20 protein-coding genes are annotated in these 19,999 nt (G+C 35.4%); 13 read left to right on the forward strand and 7 right to left on the reverse strand.

What is annotated here, in order from left to right:
• Positions 1-3 precede the first annotated feature (3 nt).
• The 3 genes from AAT17_RS02765 to AAT17_RS02775 are packed head-to-tail and all read right to left on the reverse strand — an operon-like array spanning position 4 to position 2,041.
• Positions 4-798 carry a haloacid dehalogenase type II gene (locus AAT17_RS02765; RefSeq protein ID WP_060522851.1) on the reverse strand — a complete coding sequence of 265 codons (795 nt, stop codon included), beginning with the start codon at positions 796-798 and terminating at the stop codon, positions 4-6.
• Positions 799-853: 55 nt separating this feature from the next.
• The gene (locus tag AAT17_RS02770) at positions 854-1,426 is read right to left on the reverse strand and encodes a carboxymuconolactone decarboxylase family protein (RefSeq protein ID WP_060522852.1); all 573 of its coding nucleotides are present in this window, start codon (positions 1,424-1,426) and stop codon (positions 854-856) included.
• Positions 1,427-1,477: 51 nt separating this feature from the next.
• The gene (locus AAT17_RS02775) at positions 1,478-2,041 is read right to left on the reverse strand and encodes a TetR/AcrR family transcriptional regulator (RefSeq protein ID WP_042278250.1); all 564 of its coding nucleotides are present in this window, start codon (positions 2,039-2,041) and stop codon (positions 1,478-1,480) included.
• 165 nt (positions 2,042-2,206) lie between these two features.
• Between AAT17_RS02775 and AAT17_RS02780 the strand changes: the two genes are divergently transcribed.
• The 7 genes from AAT17_RS02780 (at position 2,207) to AAT17_RS02810 (ending at position 9,880) form a co-directional block, all read left to right on the forward strand.
• Positions 2,207-3,757 carry an FMN-binding glutamate synthase family protein gene (locus AAT17_RS02780; protein WP_060522853.1) on the forward strand — a complete coding sequence of 517 codons (1,551 nt, stop codon included), beginning with the start codon at positions 2,207-2,209 and terminating at the stop codon, positions 3,755-3,757.
• A gap of 132 nt (positions 3,758-3,889) precedes the next feature.
• Complete coding sequence (locus AAT17_RS02785; protein ID WP_042278246.1) at positions 3,890-4,408, forward strand: hypothetical protein; 519 nt, start codon at positions 3,890-3,892, stop codon at positions 4,406-4,408.
• An 81-nt stretch (positions 4,409-4,489) separates the two neighbouring features.
• Positions 4,490-5,002, forward strand: a complete 513-nt coding sequence (locus AAT17_RS02790) for an SRPBCC family protein (RefSeq protein ID WP_060522854.1) — start codon at positions 4,490-4,492, stop codon at positions 5,000-5,002.
• Between the two features lies 1 nt (position 5,003).
• The gene (locus AAT17_RS02795; RefSeq protein ID WP_060522855.1) at positions 5,004-5,702 is read left to right on the forward strand and encodes an SDR family NAD(P)-dependent oxidoreductase; all 699 of its coding nucleotides are present in this window, start codon (positions 5,004-5,006) and stop codon (positions 5,700-5,702) included.
• Entirely contained in the window at positions 5,702-7,024 is a 1,323-nt protein-coding gene (locus AAT17_RS02800) for a deoxyribodipyrimidine photo-lyase (RefSeq protein ID WP_060522856.1), read from the forward strand. Before AAT17_RS02795 ends, AAT17_RS02800 begins: the two co-directional genes overlap by 1 nt.
• Positions 7,025-7,051: 27 nt before the next feature.
• Positions 7,052-8,533 carry a cryptochrome/deoxyribodipyrimidine photo-lyase family protein gene (locus AAT17_RS02805; protein WP_253279786.1) on the forward strand — a complete coding sequence of 494 codons (1,482 nt, stop codon included), beginning with the start codon at positions 7,052-7,054 and terminating at the stop codon, positions 8,531-8,533.
• 120 nt (positions 8,534-8,653) lie between these two features.
• On the forward strand, positions 8,654-9,880 hold the full coding sequence (locus AAT17_RS02810; protein ID WP_060522857.1) for a hypothetical protein: 1,227 nt from the start codon (positions 8,654-8,656) through the stop codon (positions 9,878-9,880).
• Between the two features lie 34 nt (positions 9,881-9,914).
• Here AAT17_RS02810 and AAT17_RS02815 read toward each other — a convergent pair whose 3' ends face one another.
• Genes AAT17_RS02815 through AAT17_RS02830 form a run of 4 tightly spaced genes read right to left on the reverse strand, consistent with a single transcriptional unit; the run spans position 9,915 to position 15,417 of the window.
• A complete protein-coding gene (locus AAT17_RS02815; RefSeq protein ID WP_060522858.1) occupies positions 9,915-11,378 on the reverse strand; it encodes a lipopolysaccharide biosynthesis protein in 1,464 nt (487 codons plus the stop codon).
• Entirely contained in the window at positions 11,369-12,658 is a 1,290-nt protein-coding gene (locus tag AAT17_RS02820; protein ID WP_060522859.1) for a glycosyl transferase family 1, read from the reverse strand. Before AAT17_RS02820 ends, AAT17_RS02815 begins: the two co-directional genes overlap by 10 nt.
• Positions 12,658-15,117 carry a YfhO family protein gene (locus AAT17_RS02825; protein WP_060522860.1) on the reverse strand — a complete coding sequence of 820 codons (2,460 nt, stop codon included), beginning with the start codon at positions 15,115-15,117 and terminating at the stop codon, positions 12,658-12,660. Before AAT17_RS02825 ends, AAT17_RS02820 begins: the two co-directional genes overlap by 1 nt.
• A gap of 30 nt (positions 15,118-15,147) precedes the next feature.
• Positions 15,148-15,417 carry a DUF4834 family protein gene (locus AAT17_RS02830; RefSeq protein ID WP_042278226.1) on the reverse strand — a complete coding sequence of 90 codons (270 nt, stop codon included), beginning with the start codon at positions 15,415-15,417 and terminating at the stop codon, positions 15,148-15,150.
• 93 nt (positions 15,418-15,510) lie between these two features.
• Between AAT17_RS02830 and AAT17_RS02835 the strand changes: the two genes are divergently transcribed.
• The 6 genes from AAT17_RS02835 to AAT17_RS02860 all read left to right on the forward strand — a co-directional run bounded on the left by AAT17_RS02835 (position 15,511) and on the right by AAT17_RS02860 (position 19,971).
• Positions 15,511-16,494, forward strand: a complete 984-nt coding sequence (locus AAT17_RS02835) for a transporter (RefSeq protein WP_060522861.1) — start codon at positions 15,511-15,513, stop codon at positions 16,492-16,494.
• A 4-nt stretch (positions 16,495-16,498) separates the two neighbouring features.
• A complete protein-coding gene (locus AAT17_RS02840) occupies positions 16,499-17,623 on the forward strand; it encodes a GNAT family N-acetyltransferase (protein WP_042278220.1) in 1,125 nt (374 codons plus the stop codon).
• 50 nt (positions 17,624-17,673) lie between these two features.
• Positions 17,674-18,057 (forward strand): hypothetical protein, encoded by a 384-nt coding sequence (locus tag AAT17_RS02845; RefSeq protein WP_060522862.1) that lies wholly within the window; start codon positions 17,674-17,676, stop codon positions 18,055-18,057.
• Positions 18,057-18,461 (forward strand): hypothetical protein, encoded by a 405-nt coding sequence (locus tag AAT17_RS02850; RefSeq protein WP_157539215.1) that lies wholly within the window; start codon positions 18,057-18,059, stop codon positions 18,459-18,461. The genes AAT17_RS02845 and AAT17_RS02850 overlap by 1 nt, the downstream gene beginning before the upstream one ends.
• The gene (locus tag AAT17_RS02855; RefSeq protein WP_060522864.1) at positions 18,458-18,862 is read left to right on the forward strand and encodes a hypothetical protein; all 405 of its coding nucleotides are present in this window, start codon (positions 18,458-18,460) and stop codon (positions 18,860-18,862) included. The genes AAT17_RS02850 and AAT17_RS02855 overlap by 4 nt, the downstream gene beginning before the upstream one ends.
• 245 nt (positions 18,863-19,107) lie before the next feature.
• Positions 19,108-19,971, forward strand: coding sequence for an RNA polymerase sigma factor RpoD/SigA (locus tag AAT17_RS02860; protein WP_042278208.1), 864 nt, complete (start codon positions 19,108-19,110; stop codon positions 19,969-19,971).
• Positions 19,972-19,999: the final 28 nt, after the last annotated feature.

Consider the following 19,999-nt stretch of genomic DNA (forward strand, 5'->3'; position numbering starts at 1 on the left):
TATTTATTTATAAGTAACTAGGATATCAGCAACTTTTTGAAGATCTGTTTCATTGATTTCTGTTTTTGGAGCTAAAGGAAAAATCTGTTTCCCAGGTCTACTTATGAATGCAGCACGCCATCCAGCCCAAAGTGCACCAGCAACATCCCATCCGTGAGCTGCAATTAGCATCGCCTCATTTGGTTTTATTCCCATCTTCCTCGCTGCCCATTCATACGTCTCTCTGAATGGTTTAAATTTTCCAATATCTTCCACACTCAACCTTTCGTCAAAGAAATCAGTGAGTCCAGCGCTTTCAAATTGTTTTTTAACTCCTGCGTTCGAGGAATTAGTAAATGATACTAATTTGTAACCATCATTTTTTAAATCTGCTAAAGCATTTTTTACATCAGGATGTGCAGGTAAACCCCTTAAAGCTTCAACTATTACTTCACGCGCTTGCGATTCGGTAATATCAATCCCATTATTTTTTGCTACCATTTGTAAGGCTGCAGCGCCTATGTAACTAAAATGTTCATACTGACCGCTCGCTGTTGTTACTAAGGAGTATTGTAACATTGTGGTAAACCATAAGGACAAAAGATCGTCTCTTCCATTTAAAGCTTTACCAACCTGTGTTTTCATTTGTGTCAAATCCAGTAATGTTTCATTAACATCAAAAAACAAGACCTTAGGTCGTTCTAAATTTTCGGTTTTCATAGGATTCCAGTTTGGGGCTGAGTTTATTAAGCTAGGTAGCATCATTGATGACGCTCCCATCATACTCAAATTTTTAATAAAGTTTCTTCTGTTAGTCATAATCTAGATAAAATTTAAGTAGGCACACAACAATGTATACCTACTTAAAATAGGTTTACTTATTTTTTTTCCAATCAAATTTCGCAAAACCTTCATCTAGCTTGGTTTCTGCAATGTGATTAGTATAATTACTAATCACTTTTTGGGATAAACCTAAGATTATATCAAGTAAGTTCTTTTGATTATATCCTGCTGCATAAAAATCTTGTAAGGTTTTTTCATTAATAAAACCTCTATTTCGTACAATTGCAAGAGTTGTATTACGTAAAGTTTCCAATTTAGCAGATGGCAATTCAGATTCATTACGTAAGGCTTCAATGATTTCATTATCAACTTTCATTGCTTTTGCTATTGCTGTATGAGCTGGAACACAATAATGACACTCATGCTCTACGTTGATCGTTTGCCATACCACAGTTAACTCTTCATCATTGAATGATGATGAAGCAAAAAGTTCATGTAGATGTTGATATGCTTCTAAAAGATTAGGTGATTCAGCTAGTACTCCATGTAAATTTGGAATGTATCCATAAGCTTTTTGCGACTTTTCAAGAAGAGCCTTACTCTTCTCTGGAGCACTCTCGATTGTGTGAATTTCTAAGATTTCTGATTTTTGACTTGTATTCATAATTTGCAATTTTTATAACTAACCAAACGGTTAGTTATAGATTAAAAAAATTTATATTGAGTTAAATATTTGTTCGATGTAATTTTCTAATTGATCTCTATCAAAAACTCTTGAGGCACTGGACAAACCAAACATAGCAATCAACAAATAATCTGATTGTTGATTAATTGTTTCGACTGTTCTTGAACTATCTTTACTTAACGCATTGGCAAAAATGTCTTTCACTCCTAAGGTAAAGTTTACCAAAGCATTCTTTATTTCTGGAGCAGCCTTATCTCCTAATTCGTTTTTTGTATTGGTAATCAAACAACCATTTTTGTTGTTACCTCTTTGTGAAAATGAAAGGAATTTATAGAAGTAATTTTTAATCGCTTGCTTTCCATTCTTTCCTTTTTCTATTTCAATTAACAAGCTGTTCAATTGTTCTTGATAACATTTAATACTGGCTAACAAAAGACCTTGTTTACTGCCAAAGCTTGAATAAATGGAAAATTTATTGATTCCCATTTCCTTCTCCAGCATATGCATCGAGGTAGTTTCAAAACCATTACGCCAAAAAAGATTCATCGCCTTCTCTAGCACATCACTTTCGTTATATTCTTTAATTCTTGGCATTTTAACAAAGTTGAATACAAAACTAAACAATCGTTTAGAAACAACATACAAATTAACGTTACTTTAATCTAATAGTACTATATAACCTTAGAATATCACAAGCCCTAAGTTTTGCATGTTTATTTTATAGTAATCATTGTACTTTTAGGCCTTTAATACTTCAATATGGAAAATGTAATTAATTTTTTATCTGAATTAGCGTGGTATTGGTACTTAGTTGTATTTATTATCCTAGTAGCGCTTTACGATTTGTTCAATCGCAAGCATATTATACTACGTAATTTTCCAGTGGTAGGTCACATACGCTACTGGCTAGAAAGTATAGGTCCAGAATTAAGGCAGTACATAGTGGCAAATAACAGAGAAGAACTACCCTTTAATCGAATTGAAAGAGGTTGGATTTATGCTAGTGCAAAAAACGAAAACAACTATGAAGGATTCGGTACTGATCGAGATATACATTCTCATCAATATATATTTGTTAATAATGCAATGATGCCTTTTAAAGTTGAAGAGGATCATATTTCCAAACGCAAACCAGAATTTGTTCCTTGTGCTAAGGTTATAGGTGCTTCAAAAAATAGAAAAAGACCATATAGACCAGCAAGCGTTATAAACATCAGTGCCATGAGTTATGGATCTCTTAGCGCCAAAGCAGTTGACGCCATGAATCAAGGTGCAAAAAAAGTTAATGCATATCACAACACTGGTGAAGGTGGCCTTTCTCCATATCATAAAAGAGGAGCCGATGTAGTCTTTCATTTTGGAACTGGATATTTCGGTGTACGTGACAAAGAAGGTAATTTTTCCATGGAACACATGAAAAAATTAGTCGCAGACAACCCACAAATACGTGCAATCGAGGTCAAGCTATCACAAGGAGCCAAACCTGGAAAAGGTGGTGTGCTTCCTGGATCAAAGATAAGTAAGGAAATAAGTGAGATACGTAATGTACCTATGGGTAAAGATGTATTATCTCCGCCTACTCACAGTGCCTTTGACGGTATTGAAGGTTTAATTGAATTTGTTGAGGATATCGCCCGAGAAACCGGACTACCAGTTGGTATAAAAGCAGCTATCGGTAAGCTTGCTCAATGGGAACAACTTGCAGACATCATGCAAGCTACAGGAAAAGGACCCGATTTTATAACTGTTGATGGCGGTGAAGGTGGTACTGGAGCGGCGCCACCTAGTTTTGCAGATCATGTTTCACTTCCATGGGTACATGGATTTGCAGATTTATATCAAGTATTTAATAAACGAGGCATGGCAAATGACATCGTCTTTATTGCAAGTGGTAAATTAGGATTTCCGGCAAAAGCAGCTATGGCATTCTCAATGGGTGCCGATGTGATTAACGTAGCACGTGAAGCGATGATTGCAATAGGATGTATACAAGCGCAGGCATGTCATAACAATACCTGTCCTACTGGAATAGCAACTCAAAATAAATGGCTACAACGTGGAATAGTGGTTCCTGAAAAGGCAGATCGACTGGCAAGTTACTTTACTAAGTTTAATAAAGAACTACTAGAAATTACCCATGCTTCAGGATATGAGCATCCTTGTCAATTTAACATGGAAGATGTTGATATTTCATTGGGTGATATGAATCTCACACAAACTTTAGAACATACCTATAGATACAGAAAGACTCCAGTAGATTATATCGGTTTATCAAAAATGGAAAATTGTCCCTATTTAGGAGGCAAATAAATACTTTCAAATAGGTTCTTGATCAAATCAATTTTGATAAAGATATCTGGTTAATAGAATACAATTACTGGACTACAAGTGCGTTATTTATTTTAAATTCGCCTGAACTATTTTAAAACTAAAACAACTTCAATGGACAACATTCTTCCACAGGTCTTTTTATCTTTATTACCAGCTGCCATAGTAGGATTTGTAGCATATATATCTATCGCTTCATTTATGAAAAATGAAGAACGCCGTCGCAGGTTTTTAACCGTTAGAGAGTCGCAAGGAAAAACATTACCTACCCGCATGAGTGCCTATGAAAGAATGACTCTTTTTCTAGAACGTATTAAACCAGCCAATATCGTTGTACGCACAAAACCTGGTAATCTATCAAAAAGTGATTACGAGCAGTTACTGGTAAATACCATTGAGCAAGAATTTGAACACAATATTGCTATGCAAATTTATGTGAGTGAAGAATGCTGGAATATTATAAGGGCTGCAAAAAACACAACCATTCAACAAATAAGACAAGTAGCTCTCAAAGAAAAAAATTCATCGGCGGCAGAGTTGCGTAGTGCTTTACTCAACGATCTTATGGACAAACGATCTCCTAGTTCTACAGCGCTAAGTTTTGTGAGAGAAGAAGTAAGCAATCTATTCTAATCAAGATCAACTTTAAAATTTAACAACCTTTTTCAAAACTATTTTTGTTTAAGTATTAATTTTATAACTTAAACAAATGTTTTGAAATTATATCAGCATCACGCTACACAAAAACTACCGATAACTTTAGATCAGGCATGGGAATTCCTTACCGATGCCAACAATTTAAAGTTACTCACTCCACCAGAATTACAAATGAAAGTTCTATATGGGACTGATCGCGGCATGTATCCTGGGCAGCTTATAGAGTATTCAGTAAAACCACTTCCTTTCTATAGAACTAATTGGGTTACACACATTACTCAAGTAGAACACAAAAAATTTTTTGTTGATGAACAAATGTATGGTCCATATGCTACCTGGCACCATGTACATTTCATTAAAGAAATATCAGGTGGTACTTTGATGGAGGATCTTATACATTACCGATTACCACTGGGAATTTTAGGAAAATTAGGAGCTCCATTCGTAAAGAAAAAGCTTGAAGAGATATTCCGCTTTCGCGAAAGCGCACTCATTAACCATTTTGGTTCGTTCAAAGAAACGACCGCACCTGAGAACAAATCCGTAAGTAAACATCAAATATTAAATTAACATGTCTAAAAATATATTATTAATAGGCGGAAGCCATGGAATAGGAAATGCCATTGTACAACACATGCATCAAGACCATAATCTATTTGTAGCATCTAGAGAAAATGAGAATCTACCAGACAATGTCACACATATATCATTTGATGCGACAACAGACGAGCTTGATGTAAGTCAACTACCAGAAAGTCTAGACGGATTTGTGTATTGTCCCGGCAGTATCAACCTTAAGCCATTTAAAATGCTTAAACAAGAACATTTTGAAGATGATATGAATATAAATTTCTTTTCACTTCTTAAAGTTACGAGAACCGTTCTTCCACTATTAACTAAAGATGGTAACAGCAGTATTGTTTACTTTTCAACCGTTGCAGTAGGAACAGGAATGCCTTTTCACACAAGTGTAGCTGCCGCAAAAGGCGCTATAGAAGGATATGCTAAAGCTCTTGCTGCAGAGTATGCTCCAACCGTAAGAGTTAATGTCGTAGCACCATCTCTCGTTGACACACCACTTGCTGGCAGGTTATTAAACAACGATGCAAAAAAAGAGAAAATGGGTGATTTACATCCTTTGAAAAGAGTAGGAACTGCTGATGATATTGCCAGTATAACTAAATTTTTACTAGAACAAAATAATGGTTGGATCACAGGTCAAGTAATAGGAGTTGACGGCGGAAAATCCACTTTAAATTTAGGTAATTAATGACTCGTAAGGTAAATGTATTTTGGTTTCGCAGGGATTTAAGACTAGATGACAACGCTGGTTTTACTGAGGCTTTGAAGGGCGATCTACCCGTTTTACCCGTCTTTATTTTTGACAAAAACATTCTTGATAAATTACCTGAAGACGATGCTAGAGTGACTTTCATTTTTGAACAATTACAAGGTATGCGTGATGAGCTTCAGGAAAAGCACAGTAGCTCGATAGCTATTTTATACGATGATCCAGAAAGTGCTTGGAATGAATTGCTGAAGGGTTTTGATGTTAATGCTGTTTATACTAACCGCGATTACGAACCCTATGCCAAAGAGCGTGATGAAAAAGTTCAAAAGCTCCTGAGTAATAAAAATATTGAATTTAACACGTTCAAGGATCAAGTTATATATGAAAAGGATGAAGTTGTTAAAGCAGATGGTGATCCCTATGTGGTTTACACTCCATATAAAAACAAATGGCTAGAACAATTTAGAAAAGACGTAGGACAAGGTAAAGACATCACAACCTACAACACTGGATATTATTTAAAAAACTGTATCGAGCATAGTAGATTACCTAATGTGAGCCTGGCAGATATGGGATTTAAAAAATCTAGTATCGATGTTACCGACTATAGAGTGACTAAAAAGCTATTATCTGAATATGAATCTACTCGTAATTTTCCTGCTAAGCACTACGGGACTTCTAGATTAGGTCCTTATTTAAGATTTGGAATGGTGAGTGTGAGAAAAATGGTAGCAAATGCAGATCATGTAGAGAACAAAACATTTTTATCAGAGCTTATTTGGAGAGAGTTCTTCATGCAAATTTTGTATCATTTCCCACATACTAAAGACGAAGCGTTCAAATCAAAGTACGACCGTATCGAATGGCGCAATAATGAAGATGAATTTGAAAAATGGAAAAACGGTCAAACAGGATATAAATTAGTGGACGCAGGAATGAGAGAACTTAATGCTACTGGATATATGCATAATAGAGTTCGCATGCTTGTAGCAAGTTTCTTGTGTAAACATCTATTAATAGACTGGCGCTGGGGCGAGACCTATTTTGCCGAAAAATTATTGGATTATGAAATGAGTTCAAATGTAGGTAATTGGCAATGGGCTGCTGGTAGCGGTGTAGATGCTGCTCCTTACTTTAGAATATTCAATCCAATAACACAAAAGGATAAATTTGATAAACAACGAGAGTATATCAATGAATGGGTACCTGAACACGATACTGATAAATATCCAGACATGATGGTAGATCACAAAGAAGCTAGAGAACGTTGTCTTAAAACCTATAAAGAAGCTGTATCCTAACAATTGAAGCTCGATAAGATTAATATCGTGTGGTTTAAGCGGGATCTTCGTTTACAAGATCATCTGCCTTTAAAAAATGCACTTCAAGAAGATGTTCCTACGCTACTGCTGTATATTTTGGAACCTATAATATTGAATGACGTTCATTACAGTGAACGTCATTTTACTTTTATAAAACAAAGTCTTGAAGATTTAAACCGTACCCTTTATAACTATAATACTAGGATATTATGTATTAAAGATGATGCTATTTTAACTTTCAATAAGTTATCTAGTTTATTTAATATTACCACCGTTTACTCACATCAAGAAACTGGAATTTACAATACATATGAGCGAGATATACAAGTAGGTAAATTATTAAAAGATAATGGTATTCTGTGGAATGAATCTATCTCTAATGGAGTAATAAGAGGTATATCAAATAGAAAAACCTGGAAAGATCAATGGATTGAATACATGAATGATGATCTACAACATCCTGTATTTAATAATTCTATGGTAGTACATAAAGACAGTGTTTCCCAATTGAGCAACCATTTCAATACTTTCAGTCTAACCTATAAGGAATGTGCTAATATTCAAAAAGGTGGAACGACCACCGGTTTGAAATACTTTAATTCCTTTTTAAAGGATCGTATAACAGGCTACAATAAAAACTATTCAAAACCATTGACCAGCAGATTACACAGTAGTAGGTTAAGTCCATACATAGCTTGGGGTAACCTAAGTATGCGTATGGTAGTTCAAACTGCTGCAAGTAAAAAAAATAGTATTAAGGACTTACGTAATCTTAACTCATTTCTTTCAAGATTAAGATGGCAGGCTCACTTCATCCAGAAATTTGAAATGGAATTTCAAATGCAATGGCGCAGTCTTCATCCCGCTTATAGAAATTTGGGTAAGAAAACAGATGAAAGATTAGTAAAGGCATGGAAAACTGGTCAAACCGGCTATCCACTGGTAGATGCTGCCATGAGGTGTCTTATAGATACGGGATTTATCAATTTTAGACTGCGAGCCATGCTTACCAGTTTTTTTGTTTTTCATCTATGGCAACCTTGGCAAAATGCGAGCCCACATCTCGCCCAACATTTTTTAGATTTTGAACCTGGAATTCATTTTCCTCAATTACAAATGCAAGCTGGAGTAACAGGCATCAATATTATTAGAATCTACAATCCTATCAAGAACAGTTTAGACCATGATCCAAATGCAACCTTTATTAAAAAATGGGTTCCAGAATTGAAAAATTTACCTATTGGATTTATCCATGAACCTTGGAAAATGACTTCCATGGACGAGGCTTTTTATGAATTTAAACTAGGTGAATCTTATCCAAAACCGATTGTTGATGATAAGCTTTCGCGAAAGCGTGCAAGTGATATCCTTTATGGCATCAAAAACTCTATTGCATCCCATTTGGATTCACAAAAAATTATAAAGAAACACACCAATCCAAATCGTAAGGTGTGGAATGGAGATGAAGGATTAAATACAAGTAGCTAGATTTCAATTCAATAACAACTTAAACAATTGCCCTAGCACGGTCGTAAGGTTATTTTGGCACGCTGGTTGATATTACTTAATTGTAGTTGACAATGAAGTCCTACATCTAAACTTACAACTATGAACAAGCTCATTACTTTACTACTATTATTAGTAGGATCAGGTGTAAGCCAAGCCGAAAAACTAGAAGATCATCGTAGTTACAACTTTGATGATAGAATTATTTTTGTTGAAGGAGGCATTGAATTTGCTGTGTTCCCAGATGGACAATTTGACTTCAATTTTTTAGACTACGGTCCTCAATCTAGCGTCAATATAAACACGCCTAATATTAATATATCCTTTAATACAGGTTATGATTACGACCGTTATGTACAATATGATAATTACGGAGCGGTAATACAAGTAGAAAGTGTTCCTATTTATTATGATGGCTATGGTAGAATTATACAAGCAGGCGATGTATTTATAAATTACCGTAATGGATGGGTAAACCGTGTAGGAAGCTTATCTGTGTTCTATAATCGTCCAGGAGTTATTGTAAGAACAGCTGGCTTTATTAATCCTTTTAATCGCGTTTATGTTTATAGACCATGGCACAGGTTTTATGCTATTCCAATAGTTGATAGATGTATTGTATGGAACAATCCTTACAGATTGTATTATAATCCTATTAGATTTTCTTGGAACTACCACCGTACTTACTGGAGAAGTCCGAATTATTATAACGGTTGCTTTGTACGTAATAACGTGAGACGTAACTTTTATAGACCTAACGATCGTGTACGATTAAGAAGCTTTGAAAGAGGTCGTAGGGATTCTCGTGGTCGCGCAATAGCTATAAACAACCGAGGTCGTAACGAAAGAGCTGCAATTTCAAGAGGAAGAACAACTGTAAATCGTACAGCTACCTCATCAACACGACGCACTAATGCTACTCGTAGTTCAAATAATAATAGAAATACTGCCATTACAGGACGTAGTTCTAGTAGGTCTAATGAAAGAGCAACACGATCAACTCGTAGCTCAAGAAATACAACTTTAGGTACAACTAATAGAATTTCCAGAGTAGAATCTAGATCAAATAGAACTGCTAGAATCACGAATAATTCAGGATTAAACAGGTCCAACGATCGAATCGCAAACTCTAGAAGTACACGAACTAATCGAGTAGCTCCTACAAGATCTAATAGGTCCACTAGAGCAACAAGCTCTAACAGATCTAGTAGACCAACTAATGCTAGAAGCACAAGAGGAAACTCGAGAGCAAAGAGCACTAACTCCAGTAGATCAAAAAGATCAAATAATACTAGTTCTTCTAGATCTCGTAGTGGCCGCAGATCTTAAATAAAAAATAGTGAAGTTGTAACTGCCTGAGCAATCAGGCAGTTTTTTTTATTCTATACTTTTGGTATAAACCAGTAAGTTCATAGCTCACCTTACCTTTTAAAATAGCTAGTATGTAATAAGCTGTGATTAAAATGCTTTTAAGTGCTATGTTGAGATATACATTTAAACTAAAATCCCAAAACACAAATAGAAGTACCCCAACAATTACTATCAGTAGTGATTTCCAGGTTTGTGGTGTCCAGGGATGAATGTAAAGTCTGTGATAAACGTAAAGGACTTTTGCAAGAGAATAACTCAAGTAGGCAACACATGTTGCAATGGCAGCACCAACCAATCCATAAATAGGAATAAGCCAAATGTTTAATCCTACGGCGACTAGTACTAAACACAAACCCATCCAAAGTGTCACTCTATATAAGTTAGTATTATATAATATTGCATTATTACTTCCTAAAAGTGATTCAGAAAATTTAACCAAACTTATCAAGTACACTACCGGTATCGCAATACTAAATTCAGGTTCCAGTAGTTTGTAAAACTCATTTACATTACAAACAATTATTAAAAGTAAAAAACCAGATACGATGCTCAAGTTAAGAGAACTACGTTTATATAATTTCTCTAAATCTGTGGTGTTGTTAGCAGCATAATAACTAGCAACTAGTGGATGTAAAACTTGCGCCATTCCTCGAGCAGGCACTGCTATAACCGCAGCAATAAAAATCGCGACATTATAATAAGCAATATTCTCAATTTCATTAAATTGATTGAGCATTCCTTTATCTAAATCTAGCATGGCCGTTCCTACCGATCCTGCTATAATCATAAATAAGGAATAAGTAATTAGTTCCTTAGTAGCTAGTAATTTACCCCAACGCCATTTTGGATAATAAATTCTATAAGCCACAATCTTCATGAGAAAAGCTCTCAAAGCATAAATAAGAACTAGACTATAGATAAATTGAACTTGCGTAATGATTTGGGTTGCTACAAGAATAAGCATGACAGTAGCAGATAACCTATAAAAAACTTCTTTAAGGAAATTGCCACCTATTGTCTTCATGTGTACTTTGGACCAAGCATAAAAAATTTCGAAGTAACCTTGAAAAACAGCTATTAAAGGAATCGTCCAAAGAAAATCACCTGTTATCTGATTTTCTCTAGAAATGAAAAGCCTTGCTTGGTCTTGATTAAAGTATAGCAAAACGAAGAAAGGTATAATTATCAATAATGGCCAAAAGAGCATTTGTGTAAGAAAAACATCTTTCTCTTTTTTAGTCTTAAAATGAGCAAAGTTTTTTACGATAGTGTTGTGAATCCCAAAAGACATAAGTGGAAATAGCAGAAATGCCATGGATAATACATAACCCCATAATCCATAATATTCGTCATCTAAATAAGTAGTGGCTAGTAATAATACATTAACAGCTCCTAGTAAAAAACCAGCTCCTGTAATGCCAAAATTCCACGCGCTATGTTTAATTACTATTCCCATACCTCATTTATCAATTGATTCAAACTATGCGTAAGATTCTTACGATGGAACTGCTCGATATCAGTTGCATCAATCCCAGTATTCTTATTTTCTAAATAATCATTAAATCTAGAAAGAATATAGTTTTTAAGATCTTGTTTAGCATCATAGGTGAAAAAAGAGCCAGCTTTTGCCTTCTCTACCCTAGTTTTAATTTCGGCATTAGAAGGTCCAAGGGCAATTATAGGTCTTCTACTAGCCAAGTATTCAAATAACTTACCAGGTACTATGGCTTGTGTGTCCTTAGAATCTATTTCAATAAGTAATAATAACTGAGTTGACTTCATGAGGCTGTATGCCACATCATGTTTAACATAACCATGGTTTTCGAGATAAGAATCCAGGTTATAATCCTTAATACTTTTTAATATTTCATCACTTACATTTCCTGCAAGTACTAGCTTGAAATGAGATTTAAACAACTCGTTTTCTTGAGTCAATTCTAATAGAACTTGCCATAACACATGTGGATTACGATCAGAAAGCAAGGTCCCTATATGAGACATGGTAAATGCACCAGGCGGCTGCTGAGTCATTGAGTTTACAGCCCTATCAAATCCATTGGTAATTACTCGTATAGGTGTGTGAGTTTTCGTTGCAAACTCTTGTTTAGTATGTTCACTAGTGACTAACAAATGATCACAAGCATCTAGTACTTTTTGTTCTAAGGATTCGTGTTTACGTCTTGCGATACGAGTAAGTCGTAATGAGTTGTGATAACCTATCGTGGTCCATGGATCCCTAAAATCTGCTATCCACTTGAACTGAGACAACATCCTCTTGAGTTCTAATCCAACCAAATGAACAGAGTGCGGCGGTCCTGTTGTAATGATAATGCTGGAATCATTGACTCTATCTCTTAGTTCCTTGACCACGCGATTCTTCCAACCAATTCTTGCGTCTGGTATAAAGAAATTACCTCTTATAAACAAAGCGATTTTTTCCTTCCAGGATGGTTGTTTGTCAAGTATACCACGTTGCAATTTTTTAGTACGCTTTCGCGAAAGCTTACCCAACCACCTACTAGGTTCCGCTATTGGAACTTTTATAATAGATATGTTTTCTGGAACATCGCTATTCAATGAAGAATCAACTACAGGATAATCTGGATTCTCAGGTATGACAACAGTTATATCATAGTTGTAATGCGATAGATATTTTATGAATTTAAGCCAGCGCTGCACTCCTGGACCACCAGCAGGTGGCCAGTAATACGTAACCAGAATTAAGGATTTATTCATTATTTACTCTTGCGAAATTCATAAAACAATCCACCGACAAATAACAGTAACAGTAGCGCATTACTTGCCAGCATTATTTTAGTTCCTGTTGCAACAACTTCAGGTTCAAATTTCATTGTTACTTCATGTTTTCCTGCAGGAACAGCAATGGCTCTTAGAGCATAGTTAGCTCTAACTATAGGTACTGTTTTACCATCAACAGTTGCTTGCCACCCATGCGGATAATACATTTCTGAAAACAGCACTACACCATCTTCATTAGATTGAGTAGTATAGGTTAATTTCTCTGGATGATATGAAGTCAATTTAACGGTAGCGGCAGAGTCTAATTTTATAATAGGACTGCCTAATTTTTCATATTGGTCTTTAGTGATGTAGGCGTGATTATCTCCATCCAGATTTTTAAGCTGTAGTATTTCTTCATTTTGATTTTCAACTACTTTTAAATCCTTTACAAACCAAGCAGGACCTAAATTTAATGGATTGCGCTGGGCCAATACTCCTGTACTGTCTTGATCGATCACGTACCTAGCATTTAGCATACTCAACAATTGAATGTTTTGCGCGGTTACTCCAATAGGTCTCGTATTTTCATCTTCAAAATAAAACCTGTGCAAATCGTAAAATCTTCTAGGTTTAGCACCGTGATAACCACCCAAAGCCTTATGAAATTTTGATGCGCGAGCACTAGTCAAAGGGCTCATCAGCAAATCATATACTTTAAAATGCCCTTGATCTTGTTGTATTTGAGCATCAGCTTGTGTGTAGGGTAATGCGTTATCATATTCTCTTGCAGAGACATAGTCCTCTTTATTCACATATTGTAAGTCAAAACTTACTAAGTCAATTAGTATCACCAATGCACAAACAAGCAAAGCAACCTTTTCTGTAACTTTTTTCTCGAGTGCCGTATAAATTATAGCAGCCATGATCAAAATACTTACAAGTGCTTTGATAGCATCAGCTCGCATCATATTCAGTCTATCTTTTCTAAGGGCTTCTACAAATAAGGTTCCTAGTTTTTCATTTAGAGCAAAATAACCATCTGACGGACCAGCAAAATCAAATAGTTTACCGCCAAGTAGAATTAGTATCAATAAAAAACCACCAAACCCTGCGGTAGCAAAGAGCAATGCTTTTTTACGTTTAACAGCTAGTGTCTTGTCATTGAAGATATGATATAATCCAACCGCGGCGAGAACAGGCACTAAGAATTCTATAATGACCTGTATGGATGTAACTGCTCTGAATTTATCATAAAATGGTACGTACTGGATAAAGAATTTAGTCAAAAACGAGAAGTTATCCCCATAGGAAAGTAATAATGCTAAAAGGATAGACCCTAATGTCCACCATTTCAATCTTCCTTTAATTAGAAATAAAGCTATAACAGCAAGAAAAACCACGCTTACTCCTAGATAGGCAGGCGCTTCAACTATAGGCTGTGCTCCCCAATAAGTACTTACATTAGTATTAAGAAACTCTTGGGCATAATTTGCTGGTATTCCTTGCCCCAAAAGATAGTTCATACTTCTTGAGTCAGCATCTGGTGTTGTTCCACTACCACCACCGGCAAAACTTGGAATGATAAGATTTAAGCTTTCACTTAAACCATAACTGTACTCTGTGATATAATCGTAAGGTAAAGCTTGTTGTGGTTCCACGCTTTCGCCTTGAGCATTAATAGAAATAGAAGATGGTCCACGTGTACTTTCCTTAGAATATTCACTGGTTGCCATGAGATTTGCACTGTTTGTACCAAATGCCAATAAAACTGCTACTACCAGTATACCTGTGCTCTTAAAGAAATGAAGCAATAAGCCTTTTCTAATTGCATCAATAAAATAAGTAATTCCTAAAATTATCATTGAAAGGCCTAGGTAATAGGTCATCTGTGGATGGTTAGCCTGTAACTCTAGTCCCATCGCCAGTGCGGTGAGCAGAAAACCCCATAAATAGCGTTTTTGAAAGACTAGTAAAATTCCTGATAGAACAAGTGGGAAATAGCCTATCGCATGGGCTTTGGCATTGTGACCAACGCCTAATATTATAATAAGATAGGTGGAGAATCCAAATGCGAGTGCTCCTATGATCCCTATTTTCCATGGTATGCGCATTACCAGCATTAAAATGTAAAAGGAAATTAAGTAGAGAAAGAGGTAATCTGCCGGACGTGGCAGAAACCTTATGGCCCTATCAATAGAATCAAAAAAATCGTAATCATATCTTGCTCCTAACTGATAAGTAGGCATACCACCAAAAGCGGAATCGGTCCAATAAATATCCTCACCTTGTGCTCTATAATCCAGTAACTGACTGGCATTACCTTTATATTGAACAATATCGTTTTGGTATAATTTTTTACCGCTTAAAACAGGACTGAAGTAAGCTAAGGCTGCAATTAAAAAAATCGCGATAGCGATAAAGTGCGGCCAGATTTTTTTAAAATCAAGCTTCATGAAGAAGGTTATATGGTTAATGGTGGGAAATTAATCAATTTCCTCAAAGTCGACGTACTCACCGACCTTTTTCTTTTCTTTGGAGCGAGCTTTTTTAAATGATTTATCAGGTGTTTGGTATGCGGTTTCTGACTTATTGGTAGTCGAATATGGATTGTTAAAACCTGCTCTTTTTTCAAAAGATTTTTGAAAACGTTGCATCGCTTTTTTACCCAGCCAGGCTAGTATAGGTTTACGGAATATCTTAAATAAAATCCTTAAGGCTATAAAGACCATAAGGATGATTAAAAATGTCTTCATTAGAGTTAAAACGAAATGTTTCTATCAAAAATAAAATATCAGTAGATAGATAGTATTTAATAAATCTTAAATTTGGCTCATAGATATTAATCCATGAACGCAATTATTTATAGAATAAGTATAATTACGGCGCTTTTTGTTACACCTTTTCTATCACAAGCGCAATATACGGAAACAATAAACACAAATAATCCCGGTCTTTCTCAAGGTGCTTATGCTTTGGGTACTGGAGTAGCGCAAGTCGAAGCAAATGTATTTTATCGTACTGAAGAACACGTAATTCAACGTTATGAACGTGACTATTACGGTTTAAATTTTCAGTTGCGATACGGTGCCTTTTTTGAAGAACTAGAATTCTCGTATATAGGAAGATTCGCTAGTGTGGAACAAACTCAAATAACCGGATTTGGAAATTCTCAATTCAGTTTTAATAACTTTTCTAGAAGTACTTTGGGTGCAAAGTATATGTTTTTTGATCCTAAACGTGTATTTGGTGAAAAGAAAATCAATCTTTATAGCTATCATGCCAATAACCGTTTAAATTGGAAAGATCTAATTCCTGCACTAGCTATATATGCTGGCGCCAATATTGACTTGAGCGATAATAATTTACTTACTCCACCCAACGACCCTACCTTCTCTCCCAGAATTGAATTAATCACGCAAAACAATTGGGGCCGATGGGTTTTAGTTACAAACTTTGGAGTAGATCGTCTAGGAACTGATTTCCCTTCATGGCAATGGATCATTACCATGACACATAGTATAAACAACAAATGGGCGTTTTTTGGAGAATATCAAGGTTTTAAATCAGATTTCTATAGTGACGATCTAGCACGTGGCGGTGCCACTTATTTGATTAATAAAGATTGGCAGGTCGATAGTAGTGTAACTGTAAACTTTAAAGATACACCTACCGTGTTCCAAGTAAATTTAGGAATGTCCTATAGAATCGACTTTCACAAAGATCCTGAGATAAAACAATCCGGTTCACAAGGTGGGAACAAACGCAAAAAGAAAAACAAGGAAAACAAGCTTAATCTAGAAGAAGACCAAAACCCAGACGGAAGAGGATAAGAATATGATAGAAGTTAAACAGATTTCTTCAAAGAAAGACATTAAAAAATTCGTTCAATTCCAACTGGAATTATACAAGAACAATCCCTACTACATACCACCAATCGTCAAAGACGAAATGGCAAACTTTGATCCAGAGAAAAATCAGGTTTTCAAGAACGCTGATTGCTGGTTATTTCTTGCTTATAAAAACGGACAAATTGTAGGTCGTATCGCTGGTATCATTAATTATATTGAGATTAATGATCAGAAAAAACCTAAAATGAGGTATGGTTGGCTAGATATGATCGATGACATTGAAGTTACAAAAGCATTAATAAATGCTGTCGAAAAAATTGGCCACAAAAAAAATCTAGAATTTATAGAAGGGCCTGTTGGCTTCTCTAACATGGACAAGGCAGGAATGCTGGTAGAAGGATTTGAAGAATTAGGCACCATGATAACATGGTACAATCATCCTTACTACATGGAACACATGGAGGCGCTAGGATTCAAAAAAAGTGCAGACTGGATCGAATTCAAATTCACTCCACCCAATCCAGTTCCCGAAAAATTCAACAAGTTTGCTGATATTATCATGCAACGTTACGGCCTTAAACCTCTAGAATTTAAATCGACAAAGGATATTTTACCCTATGTAGACGAGATGTTTGAATTATTGAATAAAACTTATTCGTCATTGGTAACCTATGTGCCTATCCAGCAATATCAAATAGATTTATATAAAGAAAAATACCTGCCTTTTATAAATCCTGATTTTATTAAATGTGTAGTAGACAGCAATGGCAAATTAGTAGCATTTGCTATAACAATGCCTTCATTTTCTAAAGCTTTACAGAAAGCTAAAGGTAAATTATTACCATTCGGATTTATACATTTACTTAGAGCTAAACGAAAAAATAACCGTGCCGCATTTTATCTAATTGGTATTGATCCTGAATATCAAGGAAAAGGAGTAACTGCATTAATATTCAGAAATGTAGCAAAAACTTTCATGGATAATGGGATCACCTTTTGTGAAACAAATCCAGAATTAGAAGATAATATTGCTGTTCAATCTTTATGGAAGAATTACGATCCAGTTTTGCATAAAAGAAGACGTTTATATCGTAAGGACCTGGTGCGATAATTTACAAATGAGTAAGCTTGACTAAACAGATCGTACTAAGAGAATAAACAATGAAGCTTACCTTACAATTAGCAGCAATTTACAATATCCTTTGGGGTTCATGGGTAGTACTTTTTCCTAATCATTTTTTTGAGTTAGTAGGAATGCAACCACTTAATCATCCCATGGTATGGCAAGGAATGGGAATGGTGATAGGTGTTTATGGTCTAGGTTATTGGTGGGCTAGCTACAACCCAATGAAACATTGGCCCATAGTCGCCGTTGGATTTTTAGGTAAAATTTTTGGACCGGTTGGATTCGTATTCAACTATCTACAAGACACAGTACCTTTTGAATTTATTTATACCTTAATTACAAATGACTTTATCTGGTGGATACCATTTTATCTCATACTCAAAAAGGTACATACGGATTATAAATGGAAATTAACCTAATGAAAAAGTTGTCGCTATATCTATTTTCAATTTTTTATGGAATAGCTGGGGTTTTTCATTTTATATTTCCTGAAGTATACCACACAGTGATTCCTTCTTATTTACCCTACCCATCCGCAATTAATTATATATCAGGAACACTAGAAATATTGGTAGCAGTTCTCATATGGATTCCACTTCCTTTGCAGTCTCGTATAAATACTTCACTGCTGCAGTCGCGAAAACTAGCTTCTCAAATCACCATCATAATGCTAGTAGCATTTATTCCTGCTCATATATACTTCATTCAAAATGAAGGATGTGCGGGATCATTTTGTTTACCTAATTGGATAGGTTGGTTAAGACTTGTCATTATCCATCCATTTTTAATCTACTGGGCTTATAAAATAAGAACTATAAAATGATAGAAAACTTACAACTTGCAATCGATTTTGGATTAGTAGTACTTATTTGGATGGTTCAATTATTAATTTATCCTAGCTTTAAGTACTTTACTAGTGAATCCTTATCAAAATGGCATGAGATCTACACACGCAACATAACCTTTATAGTTGCTCCTATGATGATTATTCAATTGATTATAAGCATTTACTTAGCCTGGAACGATCTTTCTTTTGTTAATGCCATCTATTTTGCACTAGTTATCCTTACTTGGGTGACAACGATGGTTATTTACGTTCCATTACACAAGAAAATTGATTTACATCCAGATAAAAAGGAGACATGTATTAAACTTACTAAAAAGAATTGGTTAAGAGTTGTTTTATGGACTACAATCTTTCTTTTAATGCATTTAATAAATTAATTATAACACCTCTCAATCGTTTGAAATATAGAAGTGTAGATAATTAACGAATAATTCTGTGAAAAAATTAAACACTAGGTGTAATAAAATCGGATGTTTTACGACTAATTAAAATGTGTAAAAGTCACACCATTACTAGGCTGAAGATTAGTCAGCAAGCAAGTGAACGGCATGATTTTTGCTATATATTTAAAGACTGACAAAAGCTGTCAGTTGTTTAACCCTTATAAATCTTTCATTACTACATGAGACAACTCAAAATCACCAAGCAGGTTACAAACCGTGAGTCTAAATCGCTGGATAAGTATCTACAAGACATCTCTAAAATTGATCTTATCACCGCAGAGGAAGAAGTAGAATTAGCTCAGCGCATTAAAAAAGGTGATCAAAGAGCCCTAGAAAGACTGACTACAGCAAACTTACGATTCGTAGTTTCTGTAGCAAAACAGTACCAAAATCAAGGGCTTAAGTTGCCAGATCTAATTAATGAAGGAAACGCCGGACTCGTAAAGGCTGCAAAAAGATTTGATGAGACTCGTGGATTTAAATTTATATCATACGCAGTATGGTGGATCCGTCAGTCTATTCTACAAGCACTAGCAGAGCAGTCACGTATCGTGCGCCTACCATTGAACAAGATCGGTTCTATTAACAAGATTAATAAGGCATTTTCACACCTTGAGCAATTGCACGAGCGTCCACCATCACCTGAAGAACTAGCAAAAGAGCTAGACATGACAGTGAGCGACGTTAAGCAATCTCTTAAAAACGCTGGACGTCACGTATCCATGGATGCTCCGCTTAAAGAAGGAGAAACATCAAACCTTTACGATGTTGTACGCAGTGGTGAGTCACCTAATCCAGATAAGGAATTATTACATGAGTCGTTAACGTTAGAAATTAAGCGTGCACTTGAAACCTTATCTCAAAAAGAGGCAGATGTTATTTCCCTTTACTTCGGTATAGGAAATCAACAACCTATGAGTCTTGAAGAAATAGGTGAAACTTTTGACTTAACTCGTGAGCGCGTGCGCCAGATTAAAGAAAAAGGTATTAAGAGATTAAGACAAAACTCAAGAAGTAAAATCCTTAAGTCATATTTAGGGTAATCAGTCCCTACTTTTTATTATAACGCCT

The sequence above is a fragment of the Nonlabens sp. MIC269 genome (assembly GCF_001430865.1).
GTDB lineage: Bacteria > Bacteroidota > Bacteroidia > Flavobacteriales > Flavobacteriaceae > Nonlabens > Nonlabens tegetincola.

Coding starts and splice junctions, on each gene's coding strand:
- AAT17_RS02765 (WP_060522851.1), bottom strand. CDS start 798: ATGACTAACAGAAGAAACTTTATTAAAAATTTGAGTATGATGGGAGCG.
- AAT17_RS02770 (WP_060522852.1), bottom strand. CDS start 1,426: ATGAATACAAGTCAAAAATCAGAAATCTTAGAAATTCACACAATCGAG.
- AAT17_RS02775 (WP_042278250.1), bottom strand. CDS start 2,041: ATGCCAAGAATTAAAGAATATAACGAAAGTGATGTGCTAGAGAAGGCG.
- AAT17_RS02780 (WP_060522853.1), top strand. CDS start 2,207: ATGGAAAATGTAATTAATTTTTTATCTGAATTAGCGTGGTATTGGTAC.
- AAT17_RS02785 (WP_042278246.1), top strand. CDS start 3,890: ATGGACAACATTCTTCCACAGGTCTTTTTATCTTTATTACCAGCTGCC.
- AAT17_RS02795 (WP_060522855.1), top strand. CDS start 5,004: ATGTCTAAAAATATATTATTAATAGGCGGAAGCCATGGAATAGGAAAT.
- AAT17_RS02800 (WP_060522856.1), top strand. CDS start 5,702: ATGACTCGTAAGGTAAATGTATTTTGGTTTCGCAGGGATTTAAGACTA.
- AAT17_RS02810 (WP_060522857.1), top strand. CDS start 8,654: ATGAACAAGCTCATTACTTTACTACTATTATTAGTAGGATCAGGTGTA.
- AAT17_RS02815 (WP_060522858.1), bottom strand. CDS start 11,378: ATGGGAATAGTAATTAAACATAGCGCGTGGAATTTTGGCATTACAGGA.
- AAT17_RS02820 (WP_060522859.1), bottom strand. CDS start 12,658: ATGAATAAATCCTTAATTCTGGTTACGTATTACTGGCCACCTGCTGGT.
- AAT17_RS02825 (WP_060522860.1), bottom strand. CDS start 15,117: ATGAAGCTTGATTTTAAAAAAATCTGGCCGCACTTTATCGCTATCGCG.
- AAT17_RS02830 (WP_042278226.1), bottom strand. CDS start 15,417: ATGAAGACATTTTTAATCATCCTTATGGTCTTTATAGCCTTAAGGATT.
- AAT17_RS02835 (WP_060522861.1), top strand. CDS start 15,511: ATGAACGCAATTATTTATAGAATAAGTATAATTACGGCGCTTTTTGTT.
- AAT17_RS02840 (WP_042278220.1), top strand. CDS start 16,499: ATGATAGAAGTTAAACAGATTTCTTCAAAGAAAGACATTAAAAAATTC.
- AAT17_RS02845 (WP_060522862.1), top strand. CDS start 17,674: ATGAAGCTTACCTTACAATTAGCAGCAATTTACAATATCCTTTGGGGT.
- AAT17_RS02850 (WP_157539215.1), top strand. CDS start 18,057: ATGAAAAAGTTGTCGCTATATCTATTTTCAATTTTTTATGGAATAGCT.
- AAT17_RS02855 (WP_060522864.1), top strand. CDS start 18,458: ATGATAGAAAACTTACAACTTGCAATCGATTTTGGATTAGTAGTACTT.
- AAT17_RS02860 (WP_042278208.1), top strand. CDS start 19,108: ATGAGACAACTCAAAATCACCAAGCAGGTTACAAACCGTGAGTCTAAA.